General features: G+C 55.5%; 15 protein-coding genes and 2 pseudogenes. 12 read left to right on the forward strand and 5 right to left on the reverse strand.

All coding sequences use genetic code 11. From position 1 onward, the window contains the following. Window positions 1-289 precede the first annotated feature (289 nt). The 5 genes from dppA (at window position 290) to dppF (ending at window position 5,986) form a co-directional block, all read left to right on the forward strand. Window positions 290-1,897, forward strand: a complete 1,608-nt coding sequence (gene dppA, locus K6K13_RS00200; RefSeq protein ID WP_222159036.1) for a dipeptide ABC transporter periplasmic-binding protein DppA — start codon at window positions 290-292, stop codon at window positions 1,895-1,897. 157 nt (window positions 1,898-2,054) lie between these two features. Beyond that, window positions 2,055-3,074: a dipeptide ABC transporter permease DppB gene (gene dppB / locus K6K13_RS00205; protein ID WP_222159037.1), complete on the forward strand. Its 1,020-nt coding sequence runs from the start codon at window positions 2,055-2,057 to the stop codon at window positions 3,072-3,074. 14 nt (window positions 3,075-3,088) lie between these two features. Next, a complete protein-coding gene (gene dppC, locus K6K13_RS00210; RefSeq protein ID WP_222159038.1) occupies window positions 3,089-3,991 on the forward strand; it encodes a dipeptide ABC transporter permease DppC in 903 nt (300 codons plus the stop codon). A gap of 13 nt (window positions 3,992-4,004) precedes the next feature. Continuing rightward, on the forward strand, window positions 4,005-4,985 hold the full coding sequence (gene dppD, locus K6K13_RS00215; protein ID WP_222159039.1) for a dipeptide ABC transporter ATP-binding protein: 981 nt from the start codon (window positions 4,005-4,007) through the stop codon (window positions 4,983-4,985). Beyond that, window positions 4,982-5,986: a dipeptide ABC transporter ATP-binding subunit DppF gene (gene dppF / locus K6K13_RS00220; RefSeq protein ID WP_222159040.1), complete on the forward strand. Its 1,005-nt coding sequence runs from the start codon at window positions 4,982-4,984 to the stop codon at window positions 5,984-5,986. Before dppD ends, dppF begins: the two co-directional genes overlap by 4 nt. Before the next feature lie 74 nt (window positions 5,987-6,060). On the opposite strand, the gene K6K13_RS00225 is transcribed toward dppF, so the two are convergent. Further along, the gene (locus K6K13_RS00225; protein ID WP_222159041.1) at window positions 6,061-6,855 is read right to left on the reverse strand and encodes an SDR family NAD(P)-dependent oxidoreductase; all 795 of its coding nucleotides are present in this window, start codon (window positions 6,853-6,855) and stop codon (window positions 6,061-6,063) included. Between the two features lie 289 nt (window positions 6,856-7,144). On the opposite strand from K6K13_RS00225, the pseudogene K6K13_RS00230 reads away from it, so the two are divergent. From K6K13_RS00230 to yjiA, 6 genes and pseudogenes are all read left to right on the forward strand, one after another. Then, window positions 7,145-8,062 (forward strand): annotated as a pseudogene (locus K6K13_RS00230) (EamA family transporter). A 140-nt stretch (window positions 8,063-8,202) separates the two neighbouring features. After that, window positions 8,203-9,084, forward strand: a complete 882-nt coding sequence (locus K6K13_RS00235; protein ID WP_222159042.1) for a hypothetical protein — start codon at window positions 8,203-8,205, stop codon at window positions 9,082-9,084. Between the two features lie 215 nt (window positions 9,085-9,299). Next, the gene (locus tag K6K13_RS00240) at window positions 9,300-9,854 is read left to right on the forward strand and encodes a hypothetical protein (protein ID WP_222159043.1); all 555 of its coding nucleotides are present in this window, start codon (window positions 9,300-9,302) and stop codon (window positions 9,852-9,854) included. A 265-nt stretch (window positions 9,855-10,119) separates the two neighbouring features. Continuing rightward, window positions 10,120-12,273 carry a carbon starvation CstA family protein gene (locus K6K13_RS00245; RefSeq protein ID WP_222159044.1) on the forward strand — a complete coding sequence of 718 codons (2,154 nt, stop codon included), beginning with the start codon at window positions 10,120-10,122 and terminating at the stop codon, window positions 12,271-12,273. 218 nt (window positions 12,274-12,491) lie between these two features. Next, window positions 12,492-12,695, forward strand: coding sequence for a YbdD/YjiX family protein (locus K6K13_RS00250; protein ID WP_195313178.1), 204 nt, complete (start codon window positions 12,492-12,494; stop codon window positions 12,693-12,695). 44 nt (window positions 12,696-12,739) lie between these two features. After that, window positions 12,740-13,699: a GTPase gene (yjiA, locus tag K6K13_RS00255; RefSeq protein WP_222159045.1), complete on the forward strand. Its 960-nt coding sequence runs from the start codon at window positions 12,740-12,742 to the stop codon at window positions 13,697-13,699. A gap of 55 nt (window positions 13,700-13,754) precedes the next feature. Here the strand turns inward: yjiA and K6K13_RS00260 are convergent, their stop codons facing one another. The 4 genes and pseudogenes from K6K13_RS00260 to K6K13_RS00275 form a co-directional block, all read right to left on the reverse strand. Next, a complete protein-coding gene (locus K6K13_RS00260) occupies window positions 13,755-15,008 on the reverse strand; it encodes an MFS transporter (RefSeq protein ID WP_222159046.1) in 1,254 nt (417 codons plus the stop codon). 162 nt (window positions 15,009-15,170) lie between these two features. After that, complete coding sequence (locus K6K13_RS00265) at window positions 15,171-15,971, reverse strand: pyrroline-5-carboxylate reductase family protein (RefSeq protein WP_222159047.1); 801 nt, start codon at window positions 15,969-15,971, stop codon at window positions 15,171-15,173. A 25-nt stretch (window positions 15,972-15,996) separates the two neighbouring features. Then, window positions 15,997-16,818 carry a pyrroline-5-carboxylate reductase gene (proC, locus tag K6K13_RS00270; protein ID WP_222159048.1) on the reverse strand — a complete coding sequence of 274 codons (822 nt, stop codon included), beginning with the start codon at window positions 16,816-16,818 and terminating at the stop codon, window positions 15,997-15,999. A 240-nt stretch (window positions 16,819-17,058) separates the two neighbouring features. Continuing rightward, a pseudogene (locus K6K13_RS00275) lies at window positions 17,059-17,817 on the reverse strand (VOC family protein). A gap of 222 nt (window positions 17,818-18,039) precedes the next feature. Between K6K13_RS00275 and K6K13_RS00280 the strand changes: the two are divergent. Further along, window positions 18,040-19,665 carry an ABC transporter substrate-binding protein gene (locus tag K6K13_RS00280; RefSeq protein ID WP_222159049.1) on the forward strand — a complete coding sequence of 542 codons (1,626 nt, stop codon included), beginning with the start codon at window positions 18,040-18,042 and terminating at the stop codon, window positions 19,663-19,665. Window positions 19,666-19,669 lie beyond the last annotated feature (4 nt).

Raw genomic sequence — 19,669 nt, forward strand, 5'->3', positions numbered from 1 at the left:
TCCTTATTAAGTGAATTTAATATCCAAAATCATTCGAGTTGCAGAAAGGCGGCAAGAGAGTGAATCCCGATGAGCTTACTCAAGTAAGTGATTCGGGTGAACGAGCGTAGCCAACGCACCTGTAGCTTGAATGATGACGGATATAGCCTTCGGGCAAAAAAGTACAGACCACAGCCACCACATGACGCGCTGCGTCGATGCTGATGAGAACGGCCTCTTGTCGGCGGCGAGTAAAAATATCCTGGTCTGACTTTCATCAACACACAACATCCACAATGGAGTACACGTAATGGAAAAATCCTTGGCAAAATCAAGGGTGCTCAAAATCGGACTCGGCTTGCTGGCCATGTCTGTGGCAGCCGGCCTCCAGGCAAAAACCCTGGTCTATTGCTCCGAAGGTTCTCCTGAAGGTTTTAACCCGCAACTGTTTACGTCCGGCACCACCTTTGATGCCAGCTCGATTCCTATTTATAACCGTCTGGTTGAATTCAAAAGCGGTACTACCGAAATTGAGCCGGGCCTGGCAGAAAAATGGGACATCAGCGAAGATGGCAAAACCTATACTTTCCATCTGCGTAAAGGCGTGAAATGGCAGGACGGTAAAGAGTTCAAGCCAACACGTGAATTCAATGCGGATGATGTGCTGTTCTCCTTCCTGCGTCAGCAAGATCCGAACCATCCGTATCATAAAGTCTCTGGCGGCAGCTACGAATACTATCAAGGCATGGGCATGCCGGAGCTTATCAGCAAAATCGAAAAAGTGGACGACTATACCGTTCGTTTCGAGCTGACTCGCCCGGAAGCGCCGTTCCTGGCTGACCTGGCGATGGACTTTGCGTCGATTATGTCCGCAGAGTACGGTGCCAACATGCTGAAAGCAGGCACCCCGGAGAAGATCGACCTGAACCCGATCGGTACCGGTCCGTTCCAACTGCAGCAGTACCAGAAAGACTCCCGTATTCTCTATAAAGCATTTGAGGGCTTCTGGGGTAAGAAACCGGGCATCGATCGCCTGGTGTTCTCCATCACGCCGGATGCGTCCGTGCGTTATGCCAAGCTGCAAAAAGATGAGTGCCAGATCATGCCGTACCCTAACCCGGCCGATCTGTCCCGCATGAAAGAAGACAAAAACATCACGCTGCTGGAAAAACCCGGCTTGAACGTGGGTTACCTCTCTTTCAACGTGCAGAAAAAACCGTTGGATAACGTGAAAGTGCGTCAGGCACTGACCTACGCGGTCAATAAAGGTGCCATCATTGACGCGGTGTATCAGGGCGCTGGCCAGGCGGCCAAGAACCTGATCCCACCGACCATGTGGGGCTTTAACGACGACGTGAAGGATTACTCCTACGATCCGGAAAAAGCCAAAGCGTTGTTGAAAGAAGCCGGTATGGCTGATGGCTTCACTGTGGATCTGTGGGCGATGCCGGTACAACGTCCGTACAACCCGAACGCACGCCGTATGGCGGAAATGATCCAGTCTGACTGGGCCAAAGTGGGCGTGAAAGCCAAGATTGTCACCTACGAGTGGGGCGAGTATCTGAAACGCGCCAAAGCGGGTGAACATCAGACGGTGCTGATGGGATGGACGGGCGATAATGGGGATCCGGATAACTTCTTCGCGACCCTGTTCAGCTGTGACGCGGCAGAAAAAGGCTCTAACTACTCCAAGTGGTGCTACAAGCCGTTTGAAGACTTGATTCAGCCTGCGCGCGAAACGTCCGATCACCAGAAACGTATTGATCTGTACAAACAGTCACAGGTTGTGATGCACGATCAGGCTCCTGCGCTGATTGTTGCTCACTCCACGGTCTATGAGCCTATCCGTAAGAACGTGAAAGGTTATGTGATCGAGCCGCGTGGCGTACACAGCTTCAATAACGTGACCCTGGATTAATTCAGCCTGCCATTTCATGGGCACCCTGGCCCTGCCCTGAACGTACCGTTGGTGCGTTTGGGGCGGGGCTTTGGTGCCCGTAAAAATCTAGCTGTGAGCATTGATAAGCCTGTCAGCCTATGAGCCGTCAGGCACTTATATACAGAGAGTTCGGGATATGTTTCAGTTCATACTCCGGCGTTTGGGGTTGGTTATCCCAACGTTTATTGGTATTACCCTACTGACGTTTGCCTTTGTGCACATGATCCCCGGCGACCCGGTGATGATTATGGCCGGCGAACGCGGCCTTTCTCCTGAGCGCCATGCGCAGCTGCTGGCTGAGCTGGGGCTTAATAAGCCGCTATGGCAGCAATATGTCACCTACATCAACGGTGTGCTGCACGGCGATCTGGGTATTTCCCTTAAGAGCCGCATCCCGGTGTGGGATGAGTTTGTGCCGCGCTTTAAGGCCACCCTGGAACTGGGTGTCTGCGCGATGCTGTTTGCCGTGGCTGCCGGTATTCCGGTTGGCGTACTGGCGGCGGTTAAACGCGGTTCTATTTTCGATCACACGTCTGTCAGTCTGGCGCTGACCGGTTACTCCATGCCGATTTTCTGGTGGGGCATGATGTTGATCATGCTGGTATCGGTCAATCTCAACCTGACGCCGGTTTCGGGCCGTATCAGCGATACGGTGTTTCTCGACGACAGTCTGCCACTGACCGGCTTTATGCTGATTGATACCCTGTTCTTCGGTGAGCCGGGTGATTTTATCGATGCCGTGATGCACATGATTTTGCCCGCCGTGGTATTGGGCACCATCCCGCTGGCGGTGATCGTGCGCATGACACGCTCTGCCATGCTGGAAGTGCTGGGCGAGGATTATATTCGCACCGCACGTGCCAAAGGACTGAGTCGCCTGCGTGTCATCGTAGTGCATGCGCTGCGTAATGCGATGTTACCGGTGGTCACCGTGATCGGCCTTCAGGTAGGAACGATGTTGGCAGGAGCGATTCTGACCGAGACTATCTTCTCCTGGCCGGGACTGGGGCGCTGGCTGATTGATGCGCTGCAACGCCGCGACTATCCGGTGGTGCAGGGGGGCGTGCTGCTGGTGGCGACCATGATTATTCTGGTCAACCTGCTGGTCGATCTGTTGTACGGCGTGGTGAATCCGCGCATTCGACACAAGAAATAAGGGGAGAGGCGAAGATGACTCAATTCACTGAACCGGCTGTTGATAATGCGCCCGTGCCGATGACCCCGTTACAGGAATTCTGGCATTACTTTAAACGTAACAAAGGCGCCGTCGTGGGCCTGGTGTACGTCACACTGATGTTTATTATCGCCATTGGTGCCAACGTGCTGGCACCGCATGCCCCAGCAGAGCAGTTCCGCGATGCGTTGCTGCGTCCTCCCGTGTGGCAGGAAGGCGGTAGCTGGCAGTTTCTGCTGGGCACCGACGATGTGGGCCGCGATATCCTTTCGCGCCTGATGTACGGTGCACGCCTGTCGCTGCTGGTCGGCTGTCTGGTGGTGGTGCTGTCGCTGATTATGGGCGTGGTACTCGGGCTGATGGCGGGCTACTTTGGCGGCATGGTCGATACCGTCATCATGCGCGTGGTGGATATCATGCTGGCGCTGCCCAGCCTGCTGCTGGCGTTGGTGCTGGTGGCGGTGTTCGGGCCGTCCATCGTCAATGCGTCGCTGGCGCTGACCTTCGTGGCGCTGCCGCACTATGTGCGTCTGACGCGCGCGGCGGTGCTGGTCGAGGTCAACCGCGATTACGTTACCGCTTCCCGCGTGGCGGGGGCTGGCGCAATGCGCCAAATGTTCATCAATATCTTCCCCAACTGTCTGGCACCGCTCATCGTGCAGGCGTCATTGGGCTTCTCCAACGCCATCCTCGACATGGCTGCATTGGGTTTCCTCGGCATGGGGGCTCAGCCGCCAACGCCTGAGTGGGGCACCATGTTGGCCGACGTGTTGCAGTTTGCGCAAAGTGCCTGGTGGGTCGTAACCTTCCCAGGCCTTTCGATCCTGCTCGCGGTGTTGGCGTTTAACTTGATGGGGGACGGCTTGCGTGACGCTCTCGACCCCAAACTCAAGCAGTGATCCGGGGGAAGAGATGGCATTACTCAATGTAGAAAAACTGTCGGTGCATTTTGGCGAAGGGAATAACCCGTTCCGCGCCGTTGACCGCATCAGTTACAAAGTAGAACAGGGGCAGGTGGTCGGCATTGTCGGCGAATCCGGCTCCGGTAAATCGGTCAGTTCGCTGGCTATCATGGGGTTGATTGATTTCCCCGGCAAGGTGATGGCAGACAGGCTGGAGTTCAACCAGCGCGATCTGAAAAGCATTTCGGAAAAAGAACGGCGTCAATTGGTTGGCTCCGAAGTGGCGATGATTTTTCAGGACCCGATGACCAGCCTTAACCCCTGCTACACCGTGGGCTACCAGATTATGGAAGCCATCAAGGTGCATCAGGGAGGCAATCGTAAAACGCGCTATCAGCGTGCTATCGATTTGCTGACGCAGGTAGGGATTCCCGATCCGGCTTCGCGCTTAGACGTGTATCCGCACCAACTGTCAGGCGGGATGAGTCAGCGCGTGATGATCGCGATGGCGATCGCCTGTCGGCCCAAACTGCTGATCGCCGATGAACCGACCACCGCACTGGACGTGACCATCCAGGCGCAGATCATCGAACTGCTGCTGGAATTGCAGCAGCGTGAAAACATGGCGCTGATCCTGATAACCCACGATCTGGCACTGGTGGCGGAAGCGGCGCATCACATCATCGTGATGTATGCCGGTCAGGTGGTGGAATCCGGTAAAGCGGCGGATATCTTCCATGCGCCGCGCCACCCGTATACTCAGGCGTTGCTGCGTGCGTTGCCAGAGTTTGCGGTTGATAAAGCGCGTCTGGCCTCGCTGCCCGGCGTGGTGCCGGGGAAATATGACCGACCGTTGGGTTGTTTGCTTAATCCTCGCTGCCCCTACGCCAGTGCGCGGTGCCGCGAAGCAGAGCCCGAGTTGCGTGATATTCCGGGCCGTCAGGTGAAATGTCATACACCGCTCGATGATGAGGGGAGGCCCGTCGCATGAGCCAGAGCATGAATGCCGCCGGGCAGCATTACCTGTTGCAGGCGATTGATTTAAAAAAACACTATCCGGTCAAAAAAGGGTTATTTGCCCCCGAGCGGGCGGTGAAAGCGTTGGACGGCGTCTCCTTTACGCTGGAACGCGGTAAAACGCTGGCGGTGGTGGGAGAATCGGGTTGCGGTAAATCGACCCTTGGTCGCTTGTTGACCATGATCGAAACCCCGTCTGAAGGTGAGCTTTACTATCAGGGGCAGGATTTGCTGAAACCGGATCCCGCCGCGCAGAAATTGCGTCGCCAGAAGATCCAGATCGTATTCCAGAACCCGTACGGATCGCTCAACCCGCGTAAGAAAGTAGGGCAGATCCTGGAAGAACCGCTGGTGATCAACACCGATCTGTCGAAGGCGGAGCGTCGTGAAAAAGCGCTGTCGATGATGGCGAAAGTCGGCCTGAAAACCGAGCATTACGACCGCTACCCGCATATGTTCTCCGGCGGTCAGCGTCAGCGTATTGCCATTGCGCGTGGTCTGATGCTGGACCCTGATGTGGTGATTGCCGATGAGCCGGTGTCGGCGCTGGACGTGTCAGTGCGTGCACAGGTGCTGAACTTGATGATGGACCTGCAACAAGAGCTGGGTTTGTCCTACGTGTTCATTTCCCATGACCTCTCGGTGGTTGAGCATATTGCCGATGAAGTGATGGTGATGTACCTGGGTCGCTGCGTGGAGAAAGGCAGCAAGGAGGCGATTTTCAACAACCCGCGCCACCCTTACACCCAAGCGCTGCTATCAGCGACGCCGCGTCTGAATCCGGCGCTGCGCCGTGAGCGTATCAAGCTGATCGGGGAACTGCCCAGTCCGCTCAATCCGCCACCGGGCTGTGCGTTTAACGCGCGCTGCCAGCATCGTTTTGATACCTGCGTCCAGTTCCAGCCGACGTTGAAAGCCTATGGCGATCAACTGATTGCCTGCTTTGTTGTCGACAGGGATGAAGCCAGTTCGTAGTGGGTTCGTTTGAGATGAAAAACGCGGGCAAAAGCAGTCCGCGTTTTTTTTACCTGAAGAACGCGTTCTGTTCGTTAAAGAATATCGTCGACCACTCCGCCATCAACGCGTAGCGCCGCACCCGAGGTGGCAGACGCCTGCTGCGAGCAGATATAGACCACCATGTTGGCGACCTCTTCCACGCTGGCAGCACGCTGGATAACCGAACTGGGGCGATGCGCCATCACGAATTCCCGCGCCAGCACCTCAAGGGATTTGCCCGTGCGCGCCACTTCATCTTGCATCATGGTGGCAAAGCCGTCAGAAATCGTAGGACCTGGCAGCACACTGTTTACCGTTACGCCAGAGCCGGCAACCCGTTTTGCCAACCCGCGCGCTAGCGCCAACTGTGCCGTTTTCGATACGCCGTAGTGGATCATGTCAGCAGGAATGTTACGTGCGGATTCGGAGGAGATAAACACCACCCGCCCCCACTGTTTTGCCACCATACCCGGCAGGAAAGCGCGTGACAGACGAACGCCCGACATCACGTTGGTTTGCCAGTAGTCTTCCCACACCGCATCGTCGGTATCATAGAAATCACGCGGACCGTAAATACCGGCGTTATTCACCAGAATATCCACGAACGGCACCTGATCCAGCAGTGCTGTTACCCCTTCGGCACTGCCCAGATCGGCCACCGCACCGCGAAGACGGGCCTGCGGGTACTGCTGTTGCAAACGGGACAGCGCCGCATCAACCGACGAACTGCTGCGGCCATTCACGATCACCTCGGCATGGCTTTCCACCAGCCCTGCCGCAATGGCATACCCAATGCCACCGCTGGACGCGGTGACCAACGCCGTTTTTCCTGACAGATCAATATTCATACAGAAACCTTCCTCCGAGGAATGGACGCCGTGCCTTGCGCGGCGTTAGCGACGACCCAAAACCCGGCCGCCAACCGGAAACCGTTCCCCATTGTAGGCTACTCTGTTCTGTTTTTTTATCCCCATCCAGGCGAAAGACCTTTGCTAAAACGTTGATGATCACTCACTCAGCCTCGAGCAATGCCCTGTGGTCATAAGATTCACTTACTTGTGTTTTTGTGAGCGATGTTTCATTTTAGGATGATGAAAGAGCGCGAGCGGGGCTGTCGCTCATCCGCTGGGGAATGAAATGTCGGTAAAAGATTGGCTGTTGGCGTTGTGCGTGGTGGTTGCCTGGGGCGTTAATTTTGTGGTTATCAAAGTCGGGTTGCAGGGGATGCCACCGTTTTTGCTGGCGGGGCTGCGTTTCACTCTGGTGGCGCTGCCTGCCATCTTTTTTGTGCCGCGCCCACGTTTACCGCTGCGCTGGCTGGTCGCCTATGGCATGACCATCAGCTTCGGCCAGTTTGCCTTTCTGTTTCTGGCGATAAAACTCGGTATGCCAGCAGGTATCGCTTCGCTGGTGCTGCAAGCATAGGGCTTTTTCACCCTGTTGCTGGGGGCGCTGCTGCTGGGTGAAGCGCTGCGTTGGAACCATTTCCTTGGCATTGCCATCGCGACAGTGGGGATGTTTGTGCTGGCGGAAGGTGGCATGCTGAACCAGACTACCACCGGGTTGACGCTGCTCACGCTGCTGCTCACGTTGGGCGGTGCGCTCTCCTGGGCATTCGGCAATATCAGCAATAAAGTCATCATGAGCCGCCACGGTGCGGGTTTGAACGTGATGTCGCTGGTGGTGTGGAGTGCGCTGGTGCCGATTGGGCCATTCTTTCTCTGCTCTTGGTTGTTCGACGGTCAGGAGGCGGTAGTTGCCAGCCTGACCAACATGCACATGACAACGGTGCTGGCGCTGGGCTATCTGGCGTTTGTTGCCACCATCATGGGATTTGGTATCTGGAGCAGTCTGCTAGGGCGTTATGAAACCTGGCGCGTTGCCCCTTTGACGCTGTTAGTGCCGGTATTTGGCATGCTGAGCGCTGCGTTGTTTCTTGATGAACACATGACCCTGCTTCAGGTGGCTGGCGCGCTGCTGATCATGGTTGGGCTGCTGGTCAATGTGTTTGGTGGACGTCTTGCCTTGTGGGCGCGCCCACGTAGCGCATCTTAACGAAACCTCATCACACCCTGTTGTTATGCCGCTTTTCTGCAATCCGATATCGGAGGGACGACCGTAAAATTGCAGAAAAGCGACAATGTCTGTAGCTCTGCCTGTCGCCGCGTATGAATATTTTTAAAAGGATGTAATCTATGCACGCGACGTCATGTTCTGCTCGCTCTTATGCCTATGCGCCCACGCCCCCGCCTGCCGACACGGGCCATCACGAGTTATGGTTTGATGCAGGGGGAGAACAGTGCGTTGATGAACGTTGGTTCAATGTTCGTGCCGGTGCGTCGCCAGACACACGCGTGCTGGCACAAACCGCAGAGCATCTGGTGCCTTTTACCGAAGATTGTCGGCGCGCCGTTAAACAGTTGATCCAGTCTCTTGGTGAGGTGAAGCAGAATGCGCTGATTGCCTCGGGGGTGGCGCGACTGCTGCCTGGCTTGCCGTTGGGGGTTATCACGGTTGCCCACAGCCTGTATATCGCCATCGCCGAGCAGCGGGATATCGATCTGGCACTGCTCAATACGCTGGGGATGGTGTCGGTTGAGATGCTCCATGAAGGGAATATGATTGCCCATTTGGCTGATTTCATTCGACAAACGCTGCTCGACTACACCGGAATACCTTATTTTTCCCAGTTCTTGTCTCAGGTGCAAAGCCCCTCTTGCCATGCGATTTATCTGGCGCTCGGGCTGCTGGCGATTTCCACCCGGTATTGGATGACGCAAGAACCAGCACCTCAGCACAGGCTGCTGCGCGTCCCGGTTTTTTTTGCCAATCTGTTAATCCGGGTTGATCTCTACTGGCAGCAGCTTTCGCACATGGCGCAGCATGTCGGCAACATCAAAAGGTTACCTATTAACGCCATTGCAATGCGCTCATCGGCGGTAAAAATTGCCAATAGCGAGGCGGTGCTGCCTGTGCTGGCCGGGTCGGTGGCCACAACGGCGCTGTCTACGCAACGTTCGCCGCTGCGTAGTTCTGTGTCCTCGGTGCGATCGGCAGCGCGATCGGTACGGCATTAGCCGCCAGCGTCACGCTTATTTATCATGCTTGCTTCAGACACGATGGGGCGTCTACACCATCGCCAGCAGCGGTGCCGCTGCAACGCAGACATAAGCGGGCGCTCTCCAATCCCATCCCTTCGGCAGTTAACCTCTGCCATCAAATAAACCTTAAAACGCTTTCCCCAGCCGGGCTGCGCGGATTTAAGCTGATCAGCGATATGCACGGTGGTGGCTTGCAGCCCATTACCTACAGCCAGTTGCATGCCTGCATGTTGGCGTATTTTGAGTCGGTTAACGGTATCAATAGTCTGGTATTGGATATTCCCAAGAGTAACGATAACTGCAATGCGCTAAACCTGTTTCTGAAACGTAAAATGCCTGCCCCTAACGCCAGGGTTCGTTTCTCCATACGCGTTAATGCCTATTATCCGGAAATCCATTTTTTTACCTTAACCGACAAGCAAGGCCACGTTTCGCTAGCGCTCGGTAGGGTGAATAACGCCTACTTTATGGATATCCATGAGGGGGACGAAAAGGTTCGGTTAATCGACACCACATTGCCGCTAGATGTGATGCGCTTTATCAACATGGATGTGGTGGTCAGTCAACATGAAAGCGGTTGGCGGGTCGATATCAAAAGGTATGGCAGGACAATTTTCTCCCGCGTGCTCCGGCATAAACCGAAATTTGCCTCGCTCGGCATTGGCAGCGCTACGCCGCTCAAGGCCTATCGCCGCACGATTGAAATTCGTGCATTGCAGGTAAAAGCGTTGCCACCCGTGCATTGAGTGTGGCACTGCGTGCCTGACGCTGCATGTTCCTCAACCGCTTAGCGTGTAATTCTAACCGCTTAATACGCTATGCCACCGTCGATACAAATTGGCTCCGCGCGCTCGCTCGCATTCCCGTATCGTCGCGCTATCACCACACCCCAACAGTCAACGATTCCTGCCTTGTCCAACATGGACGCCAACGGCGTGGTAGATGCTCGATATTGTTCGATAAAGATTAAAAAACAGACCATTAAGACTTAATTTGCCTGAAGGATGTCTTATGAAAAGCAGTACCATACTCAAACACATTCCCTGGATGATGCTTGCCGTCATCGGGGCATCTTGCCTTGGCGTGGTTGCACTACGCCGTGGCGAACACGTGAGCGCACTGTGGATTATCGTCGCTTCCGTGTCCGTCTACCTGGTGGCCTATCGCTACTACAGTCTCTATATTGCACAGAAAGTTATGCAGTTGGACCCAACCCGCGCAACGCCTGCGGTGGTGAACAACGATGGCTTGAACTATGTGCCGACCAACCGTAACGTTCTGTTCGGTCACCACTTTGCGGCTATCGCAGGCGCAGGCCCACTGGTAGGGCCGGTATTGGCGGCGCAAGTGGGCTACCTGCCGGGCACGCTGTGGCTGCTGGCGGGCGTGGTGCTGGCCGGCGCCGTGCAGGATTTCATGGTGCTGTTCCTTTCCGTTCGTCGTAACGGTGCGTCACTGGGTGAAATCGTCAAGAAAGAGCTGGGTCCGGTTCCGGGCACCATCGCGCTGTTTGGCTGCTTCCTGATCATGATCATCATTCTGGCAGTACTGGCGTTGATCGTGGTGAAAGCGCTGGCAGAAAGCCCGTGGGGCGTGTTCACCGTATGTTCTACGGTGCCGATCGCGCTGTTTATGGGCATCTACATGCGCTACCTGCGCCCAGGCCGCGTAGCGGAAGTGTCCGTTATCGGTATCGTGCTGCTGGTCATGGCTATCTGGTTTGGCGGCGTGGTCGCTCACGATCCGTACTGGGGCCCGGCGTTAACCTTTAAAGACACCACCATTACCTTTACGTTGGTGGGTTATGCCTTTGTTTCTGCTCTGCTGCCGGTCTGGTTGATTCTGGCTCCGCGCGACTATCTGGCGACTTTCCTGAAAATCGGCGTTATCGTTGGCCTGGCTATCGGTATCGTGATCCTGAACCCGGATCTGAAAATGCCTGCGGTAACGCAGTTCGTTGACGGCACAGGTCCGGTATGGAAAGGCACCCTGTTCCCGTTCCTGTTTATCACCATCGCATGCGGTGCCGTGTCTGGTTTCCATGCTCTGATTGCTTCCGGCACTACCCCGAAACTGCTGGCGAATGAAAACGACGCGCGCTTTATCGGTTACGGCGCAATGCTGATGGAATCCTTCGTTGCCGTCATGGCGCTGGTGGCGGCGTCCATCATTGAACCGGGCCTCTACTTTGCCATGAACACCCCACCGGCGGCGTTGGGCATCACCATGCCTAACCTGCACCAGTTGGGTACGGCCGATGCGCCGATGATCATGGCGCAGTTGCAAGAGGTCTCTGCGCACGCCGCGGCGACCGTTAGCTCTTGGGGCTTCGTTATCTCACCTGAGCAGATCATGCAAACGGCGAAAGATATCGGTGAGCCTTCTATTCTGAACCGCGCAGGCGGCGCGCCGACGCTGGCAGTCGGTATTGCTCACGTGTTCCACCAGATTATTCCTGGTGCCAACATGGGCTTCTGGTATCACTTCGGTATCCTGTTCGAAGCGTTGTTTATCCTGACAGCACTGGATGCCGGCACCCGCTCTGGCCGCTTCATGCTGCAAGATCTGTTGGGTAACTTCGTACCGTTCCTGAAGAAAACCGATTCACTGGTGGCAGGTATCATCGGTACGGCGGGCTGTGTCGGTCTGTGGGGCTACCTGCTGTATCAAGGTGTGGTCGATCCGTTGGGCGGCGTGAAGAGCCTGTGGCCGCTGTTCGGTATCTCCAACCAGATGCTGGCCGCTGTGGCGCTGGTGCTGGGTACGGTAGTATTGATCAAGATGAAACGCGCGCAGTACATTTGGGTCACCGTGGTGCCTGCTGTGTGGCTGCTGATCTGCACCACTTGGGCGCTGGGCCTGAAACTGTTCAGCGACAACCCGCAACTGGAAGGCTTCTTCTACATGGCGAACATGTTTAAACAGAAGATTGCCGAGGGCGGTGCTGACTTGAGTGCACAGCAGATTGCCAACATGAACCACATCGTTATCAACAACTACACCAACGCGGGCCTGAGCATCCTGTTCCTGTTCGTGGTGTACAGCATCATTGCCTACGGTGTGAAAGTGGCGATTGAAGCGCGTCAGGACGATAAACGTACCGATGGCGAAACCGATTATGTACCGGTTCCGGCAGGCGGCGTGAAGATCTCTAACGGTCACTGATAGGCCGATTCCCGCCGCAGATTGCGGCGGGAAAAATGACGAGCCGGAATACCCCGTATATACCCGTCATACTTCAAATTGCAGATGCGTTGGCTGCACTCATTCACCCGAATCACTTACCTGAGTAAGCTCATCGGGGTTCATTCCTTTGCCGCCTTCCTGCAATTAGAATTATTTAGGGTATGATATATACAGGGTGATTTTTTAGGAGACCAGCTATGTTTGGCAATCTTGGCAAAGCGGGAAAGTATCTGGGACAGGCAGCGCGCATGCTGATTGGGATTCCGGACTATGAAACCTATGTTCAGCACATGCAGACCAACCATCCCGATCAACCACCGATGACCTACGAAGAGTTCTTCCGTGAGCGGCAACAGGCCCGCTACGGTGGCGATGGCAAAGGCGGCATGCGCTGCTGTTAACCTCGCTTGCACAGGAAGAAAACGCATTATTATCAGGAGCCGCGATGACGCAGCCAATTCATGTCACCATTCTGTCCGGGTTTCTTGGGGCAGGCAAAACCACCCTACTCCGGCATATTCTCAATGCCGACCATGGTTATAAAATTGCCGTCATTGAGAATGAGTTCGGCGAAGTGCCGATTGATGATGTGCTGATTGGTGAACGTGCCAGCACCATTACCACGCTCAGTAACGGTTGTATCTGCTGCACCCGCGCCAATGAACTGGCAGATGCGCTGCTCGACCTGGTGGACGGTATCGATAAAGGCGCGCTGGATTTCGATCACGTTGTGATTGAGTGCACTGGCATGGCCGACCCCGGCCCGATCACCCAAACCTTTTTCTCCAACGAGCTGATTTGTGAACGCTTTATGTTGGATGGCATCATCACGCTGGTGGATGCGGTGCATGCGCAGCAACAGCTCGATCAGTTCACCATCGCCCAATCGCAAATTGGTTACGCCGATCGCATCTTGCTAACCAAAACTGACGTGGCAGGTCAGGATGACGCGCTGCTACAGCGTTTACAGCGTATCAACGCGCGCGCGCCGATTTACACCGTGGTCAACGGCGAGATCGATCTTAGCCTGCTGTTCAACGTCGATGGCTTTATGCTTAACGACACTCTGACGGTGAAATCGCCGCGGTTCCGTTTCGTGGCACCGCAGCAGAACAACGTGGAGTCCATCGTGGTGGAACTGGATCACGCGGTGGATTTCGCGGCGCTGTCTGATGTAATGGAAGGCTTCTTGCTCAACTACGCTGATAACCTGCTACGTTACAAAGGCATACTGGCCATCAATGGTGACGATCGCCGTCTGCTGTTTCAGGGCGTGCAGCGCCTGTACAGCGCGGATTGGGACAGAGAGTGGCTGCCGGAAGAAAAGCGTTGCTGCATCATGGTCTTTATCGGGCTGGAACTGCCCGAGCAGGAGATCCGTGACGGTTTTGCCCGTCTAATGTGACTTATCATCAACATCCGCCTCTCCACGGCTCGTGAGAGGCGGGGTGTTGAATACGCTAAGCCGCACTGGCCTCCTGCGTAGGTTCGTTATGCAACCGTTGACGCTGGCGCAGTGACGGGAACCATTTCATCCACAGAGCCACTACCAACAGCGTGCCAATGCCGCCGAGCGCCGCGGCGGGCACCGCCCCCAACCACGCGGCCAGCAGGCCGGATTCAAACTCGCCCAGTTGATTCGACGTATTGATAAAAATGGAATTGACCGCACTCACGCGCCCGCGCATCTCGTCTGGGGTATCAAGCTGCACCAGCGAGGCGCGAATCACCATGCTCACCATGTCAAATGCCCCGAGGGCAAACAGCGCCAGCAACGACAGCCACAGTTGAGTAGACAGTGCAAACACCAGCGTCGCGACACCAAAACCGGCCACGGAGGCGAACATAATCTTGCCGACGTTACGCTCCATCGCATGCCGGGTGAGCCAAAAGCCCATCAGCAGCGCCCCAACGGCAGGCGCGCCGCGCAGCAGCCCCAGCCCCCACGGGCCGGTGTGCAGGATATCCTTGGCAAAGATGGGCAACAGCGCCGTCGCCCCGCCCAGCAATACGGCAAACAGATCGAGAGAAATCACGCCCAACACATCCGGTCGGGCACGGATAAAGCGCACGCCAGCAAACAGTGTGGCGAAACTGGCCGGTACGCGCCGCACGGGCTCTTGCACATAGCGCAATCGGCTGACCATCAACATGGAGATCAGATACAGCAGCGCGGCGGCGAGATACACGGTGCCTGCACCCGCCACGTACAGCAAGCCACCCAGCGCCGGGCCGACCATCATGGCGGCTTGTCCCGCCGCCGAGTTTGCTGCCATGGCGCGCGCCAGCATGTTGGGAGGCACCAGCGCAGGCAGCATAGAAAGCATTGCCGGGGCTTCCAGGGTTTTGGCGATGGCGATGAGTAGCACCAGTCCAAGAATGGTTAACTCATCCGGCGGCTGGGTAAACGCCAGTATCGCCAACAGCGCGATGGCGAACCACTCCACGAACTGGCCGATTAATACGATACGTCGGCGGTCAAACTGATCGGCGATATGCCCAGCAGGCAGTGCCAGCAGCACGGAAGGTAAAAACTGTGCCAGACCAATCAGGCCCAGATCGAACGCGCGACCGGTGACAGAGTAGATTTGCCAGCTCACCACGATGTTAAGCATCTGAAAACCAAACATAGACGCGGTGCGGGCCAGCCAAAATGCAACAAAAGAACGTTGACGCAGCAAAGAGTCTGCGCCCGGTGAGGCAAACAAAGCCATGGTGAATCCCGGTGTTAATCCAATACGACTATTCCCCGTTGGCGGGGTTTAGGGGGGAGTGACGTTATTTTTCTTACCATCCATGGCGTGGCACAGGCAAGGTATTTTCGTGCTGGTCGAGCGCATTGCGCACGGTATGCGCTCGACCGGTACGATGAGGGTTTACCGAGAATTAGCCAGCGCGGTGGTGCGTTTCACGGCCGCCAGCACGCTGCGCTGGAGTCCGGCTGCGAAATCACTGTTGTTGAGTTCATACAAACCGTGCATGCCAACGCCTGCGGGCGAGTTATTGATATCCAGCAGTTGGCGTGGATGCTTTCCGCTCACGCGCAGCATTTCCACTGCGCCCAGCAGATTTTCCTGCACTACTTTGGTTGCCAGCGGGCGCGGCAGCCCGGCCAACACGCCGGCATCGGTCAGCGATTCGATAAAGTAGTAAATATAGTTTGGTCCAGCCACACCAAAACCGGTGAAGACATCGATCAAACGTTCTTCCAGGTACAGTACTTTGCCGAACGCAGTAAAGAATCCATCGAGCGTTTCAGCCTGCGCATGCTGATTCAGCGTCACGCCGCTATAGCCGTAGCCCGTGTCTGTCAGGGTGTTTGGGATCACGCGGGCGATGGCGCGTGTTTCACCCAACAGTGCCGTCAGCTGTGCCAGCGTAACACCGGCTACAATGGAGATAACCGTGCTGTGCGCGGAAGCAAGCTGGTTAATGCGCTGTGCCACGGCCGGAATATCATCCTGCGGGCGAACGGCAATCACCACCAGATCCGCGTGTGCCAACGCGCTATCCGGCGTTTGAGCGGGCAAGGCATAGGTGTGGGTCAGGGTGGCGACGCGCTCGGCATCGATATCTTCAATGCTGAACTGCGCATCCGTCAGCGCCGGATTGACCCGTGCGGCGCGGATAATGGCTTCTGCCATTTGCCCTGCGCCAATAAAATGAATGTGTGCCATAGCATTTCTCTCGATCGAATGAACATCAGGCCGGTTTGGTGTCTTGCGACAGGCGCACGGACTTCAAGGTGCTGGCGCGCACCGCCTGATAAATGGCCGCGCGGAAGCCTTTGTCTTCCAATACCGCGACGCCTTCAATGGTGGTACCGCCGGGGGAGCAGACGTTGTCTTTCAGCGCACCGGGATGCTGCCCACTTTCCAGTACCAGCTTGGCGGAGCCCAACACGGTTTGTGCAGCAAACTGATACGCCTGTTTGCGCGTCAGGCCGCCAGCCACTGCGGCATCGGCCATTGCCTCAATCAGGATAAACACAAAGGCAGGAGCCGAACCGCCGACGCCCGTGACGGCGTGGATCAGGTATTCCGGCACCTGCTCGTAACGACCAATGCTGCCGATCAACGTGTTGACCTGCTCCAACTCTTCGGGGGTCACCTGTGCGTTGGGTGTCACGGAACAGATGGCTTCACGCACCAGCGCCGGGGTGTTCGGCATGACACGCACCACCTTGCGCTCCGCGCCTATCACCGCACCGATCGCCTCAAGTGAGATACCCGCGGCGATTGACACCAGAACCTGATTGGGGTTAAGCACATCGGCAATGTCGTGCAGCGCGCGATTCACCACATCCGGTTTTACCGCCAGAAAAATAATATCTGCCTGAAGCGCCACATCGGCATTGCTGGTTGCGGCGATAATGCCGTGTTGGCTGGCAAGCCCATCGGTAATATCAGGAATGATGTCGTAAGCGATAATCTGCTGCGGTGAAACCACGTGGCTGGCAATTAACCCTAACAGAATGGCGCGGCCCATATTGCCGCAGCCAATAAAACCAATTTTATTATTCATAGTGCTGTCTTTTTATCTGATATACCCGCCATACTTCAAGTTGCGGGTGCGTTGGCTTCACTCGTTCACCCGAATCACTTACTTATGTAAGTTCATCGAGATTCTCTCCCTTGCCGCGTTACGAGACGCATAAATGCGTCTCGCCCTAAAGGGCCAGCGCAAGCGCTGTTCAAAACGTTAACGTTTTGTCCTGCAACTCGAATTATTTAGGGTATAGTTATTTAATCGGATGCGTGAATATTAAACAAATTGATATTCGCCGCCGCCCAAAACCACCGACGTTCCTTTAACGGCGTCATTATCTGTGGCGATGTGCAGTGCCGTGAGGCGGTTCTCTTCACCCGGTTGGAAAATAAATTGTTGTTAACCAATATACAGGGTGGTCGGTGTGTGTTCACTGGCGGAGAACGAGAACACCCTTTGCCAGTGCTGTGCCACCTGTTCTGGACGCTGTACCGTGAAGACGGCCGCCTGAAGGCGAGCCTGACCCACCGGATGCGGTCTGTCGATGTTGTTGGTGCGCAGGAAATCGAGACGGGCAGCGTCATTGGTTTTCCATTGCAGAACAAAGGGATAAGGCACACCCTGGAAATCCCCGCGGACAGTGAAGATGCGCCACTCGATAAGATTGCCCTGCTTGTCATGGCGTCTGCCCTCCACAATCGGCGACAGCGTTAACCCCTGCTCCAGCAATGCCTGATGGGTGGCATCAATATCGTCGCTGCGTAATGCCACGCGATAGAGCACCTGTTGTTGTGGCAGCAGGCGTTTTGCGTCCTGGGACAGCAGAAAATCTTGCGCCTGTTCCAGCTCCTGTACATCACGAATGCTCAGGAATTCGAGGTAGGTCAGGCCAAAATAGCTGAGCGCATTGTGGGTGCCCCAACCGGGGTGCGCGCCACCGGGAAAAGCAACCAACTGGTTATCGGTAAAAGTAGCAATCGCGTCATCCAGATGGTTGACATAATGTACGGCATGATCCCAGCGTAATGTAGCCATTATTTTTTTCACCCAATAAAAACAGTATTCGAGTATTAAAAAGAGATTAACTACAGTTAGGTAGTGATTTTTTTATCTTTGCTTTTCTGAAAAATGAATATAGCGATGCAAAAAATGATATATGCCAATTTCCTCTTTCGATATGACGAAACATCATTTACATAATAATTATTACTGACTTTATGCTCTGCGCTATTCTCCTATTAATTCGAGTGACGATTGATGAATATTACCCGCAGACGCTTATTGCTTTCGACGGCCGCCGTGACGGCGACCTTGCCTTTTACCTCTTATTTATCTGCCGCGCAGGGAACGGGGGCGACGGCAGCGGGCACCCCGGTGAAAGGGGGCACGCTTAGCGTTCATTTGGCTTCTGAGCAACGTATTCTTAACTCGGCGCTGCGTGCATCGACCGGGGTATACATCGTCACCAGCAAGATTATTGAATCTCTGGTGGATCTGGATGCACTGGGCAACGTGGTGCCGCAACTGGCAACCGGGTGGCAAACCTCGCCGGACGGCAAACGTATCACCTTTACGCTGCGTCAGGGCGTTAAATGGCACGACGGCAAGCCATTCACCGCCAGCGACGTGCAGTACAATGCGCTGGAATTGTGGAAAAAACACCTGAACTACGGCACCGCGGTGCAACAGTATTTGGAAACGGTAGACACGCCGGATGACCACACCGTGGTGTTCAACTATTCACGCCCGATGCCGATTGGCTTGCTGCTGCGCGCCTTGGCGGATCTCGGTTATGTGGTGCCACGCCACGTGTATGAAAACACTAATGTGCTGGAGAACCCGGCCAACACGGCGCCTATCGGCACCGGACCGTTCAAGTTTGTGCAGTACGAACGCGGACAATATATCGTGGCCACGCGCAACCCGGACTACTGGCGTGAAGGGCAGCCTTATATCGAACGTATTGTCTGGCGCATCATCACCGACAAATCCGCTGCCACCGCCGCGCTGGAAACCGGACAGGTACAGCTGAGTGCCTATTCGCAGCTTTCACTGGCCGACCTGGATCGTCTGCAACGCCACCCGGATTTCGAGGTTACACCGCGCGGCTCTGAAGGCAACATCTTCAACAACACGGTGGAATTTAACTTCCGGCGCAAAGAGATTGCCGATATTCGTGTGCGCCGCGCGATTGCTCACGCTATCGATGTGCCGTTCTTTATCGAAAACTTCCTGTATGGGCAGGGTAAGCCTGCCACCGGCATTATTCCGTCTACCGCCACCAACTTCTATCCGGCGAACAGCAAGCAGCCCTATCCGTTCGATCGTAAAAAAGCGGAAGCGTTGCTGGATCAAGCAGGCTACCGCCGCCAGGCTAACGGCACGCGTTTTACGCTGAAGCTGGTGCAGATTGTTAACGGTGAAGACGTGCCGCTGTTTGCCACCTTTATTCAACAATCGCTGGCGGAAGTGGGCATCAAAGTGGAGATTGCCAACTACGACTACGCGGGTGCGTTGACGGCGGTCTACAAAGAACACAACTTTGATATCGCCACCGGCTGGCACCAGTATCGCGGCGATCCGGCGGTGTCCACCACCGTGTGGCTGCGCTCCGGCAGCCCGGCGGGGGCTCCCTGGACCAACCAATACGGCTGGCAGTCTGATGCTATCGACAAACTGATTGATGATGCCGCGTCAGAAGTTGATCCGCAAAAGCGTCGCGACCTGTATGCCGCGCTGGTCGCGCAGGTGAACGAACAATTCCCGGTGTGGTTTGCCACCGAGCGCCAGTTCCAGACTGTTATCAATAAGAAGGTGAAGAACGCATTGAACACGGCGCGCTGGCCTTCCAGCAGTTGGCATAACACCTGGTTAGAGGGTTAAGCAC

Origin of the sequence: Symbiopectobacterium purcellii (genome assembly GCF_019797845.1) — a bacterium.
GTDB classification, from domain to species: domain Bacteria; phylum Pseudomonadota; class Gammaproteobacteria; order Enterobacterales; family Enterobacteriaceae; genus Symbiopectobacterium; species Symbiopectobacterium purcellii.

What these genes read in the sequence shown, in the direction of transcription:
- dppA (WP_222159036.1), top strand. Translation starts at nt 290, where the DNA reads ATGGAAAAATCCTTGGCAAAATCAAGGGTGCTCAAAATCGGACTCGGC.
- dppB (WP_222159037.1), top strand. Translation starts at nt 2,055, where the DNA reads ATGTTTCAGTTCATACTCCGGCGTTTGGGGTTGGTTATCCCAACGTTT.
- dppC (WP_222159038.1), top strand. Translation starts at nt 3,089, where the DNA reads ATGACTCAATTCACTGAACCGGCTGTTGATAATGCGCCCGTGCCGATG.
- dppD (WP_222159039.1), top strand. Translation starts at nt 4,005, where the DNA reads ATGGCATTACTCAATGTAGAAAAACTGTCGGTGCATTTTGGCGAAGGG.
- dppF (WP_222159040.1), top strand. Translation starts at nt 4,982, where the DNA reads ATGAGCCAGAGCATGAATGCCGCCGGGCAGCATTACCTGTTGCAGGCG.
- K6K13_RS00225 (WP_222159041.1), bottom strand. Translation starts at nt 6,855, where the DNA reads ATGAATATTGATCTGTCAGGAAAAACGGCGTTGGTCACCGCGTCCAGC.
- K6K13_RS00235 (WP_222159042.1), top strand. Translation starts at nt 8,203, where the DNA reads ATGCACGCGACGTCATGTTCTGCTCGCTCTTATGCCTATGCGCCCACG.
- K6K13_RS00245 (WP_222159044.1), top strand. Translation starts at nt 10,120, where the DNA reads ATGAAAAGCAGTACCATACTCAAACACATTCCCTGGATGATGCTTGCC.
- K6K13_RS00250 (WP_195313178.1), top strand. Translation starts at nt 12,492, where the DNA reads ATGTTTGGCAATCTTGGCAAAGCGGGAAAGTATCTGGGACAGGCAGCG.
- yjiA (WP_222159045.1), top strand. Translation starts at nt 12,740, where the DNA reads ATGACGCAGCCAATTCATGTCACCATTCTGTCCGGGTTTCTTGGGGCA.
- K6K13_RS00260 (WP_222159046.1), bottom strand. Translation starts at nt 15,008, where the DNA reads ATGGCTTTGTTTGCCTCACCGGGCGCAGACTCTTTGCTGCGTCAACGT.
- K6K13_RS00265 (WP_222159047.1), bottom strand. Translation starts at nt 15,971, where the DNA reads ATGGCACACATTCATTTTATTGGCGCAGGGCAAATGGCAGAAGCCATT.
- proC (WP_222159048.1), bottom strand. Translation starts at nt 16,818, where the DNA reads ATGAATAATAAAATTGGTTTTATTGGCTGCGGCAATATGGGCCGCGCC.
- K6K13_RS00280 (WP_222159049.1), top strand. Translation starts at nt 18,040, where the DNA reads ATGAATATTACCCGCAGACGCTTATTGCTTTCGACGGCCGCCGTGACG.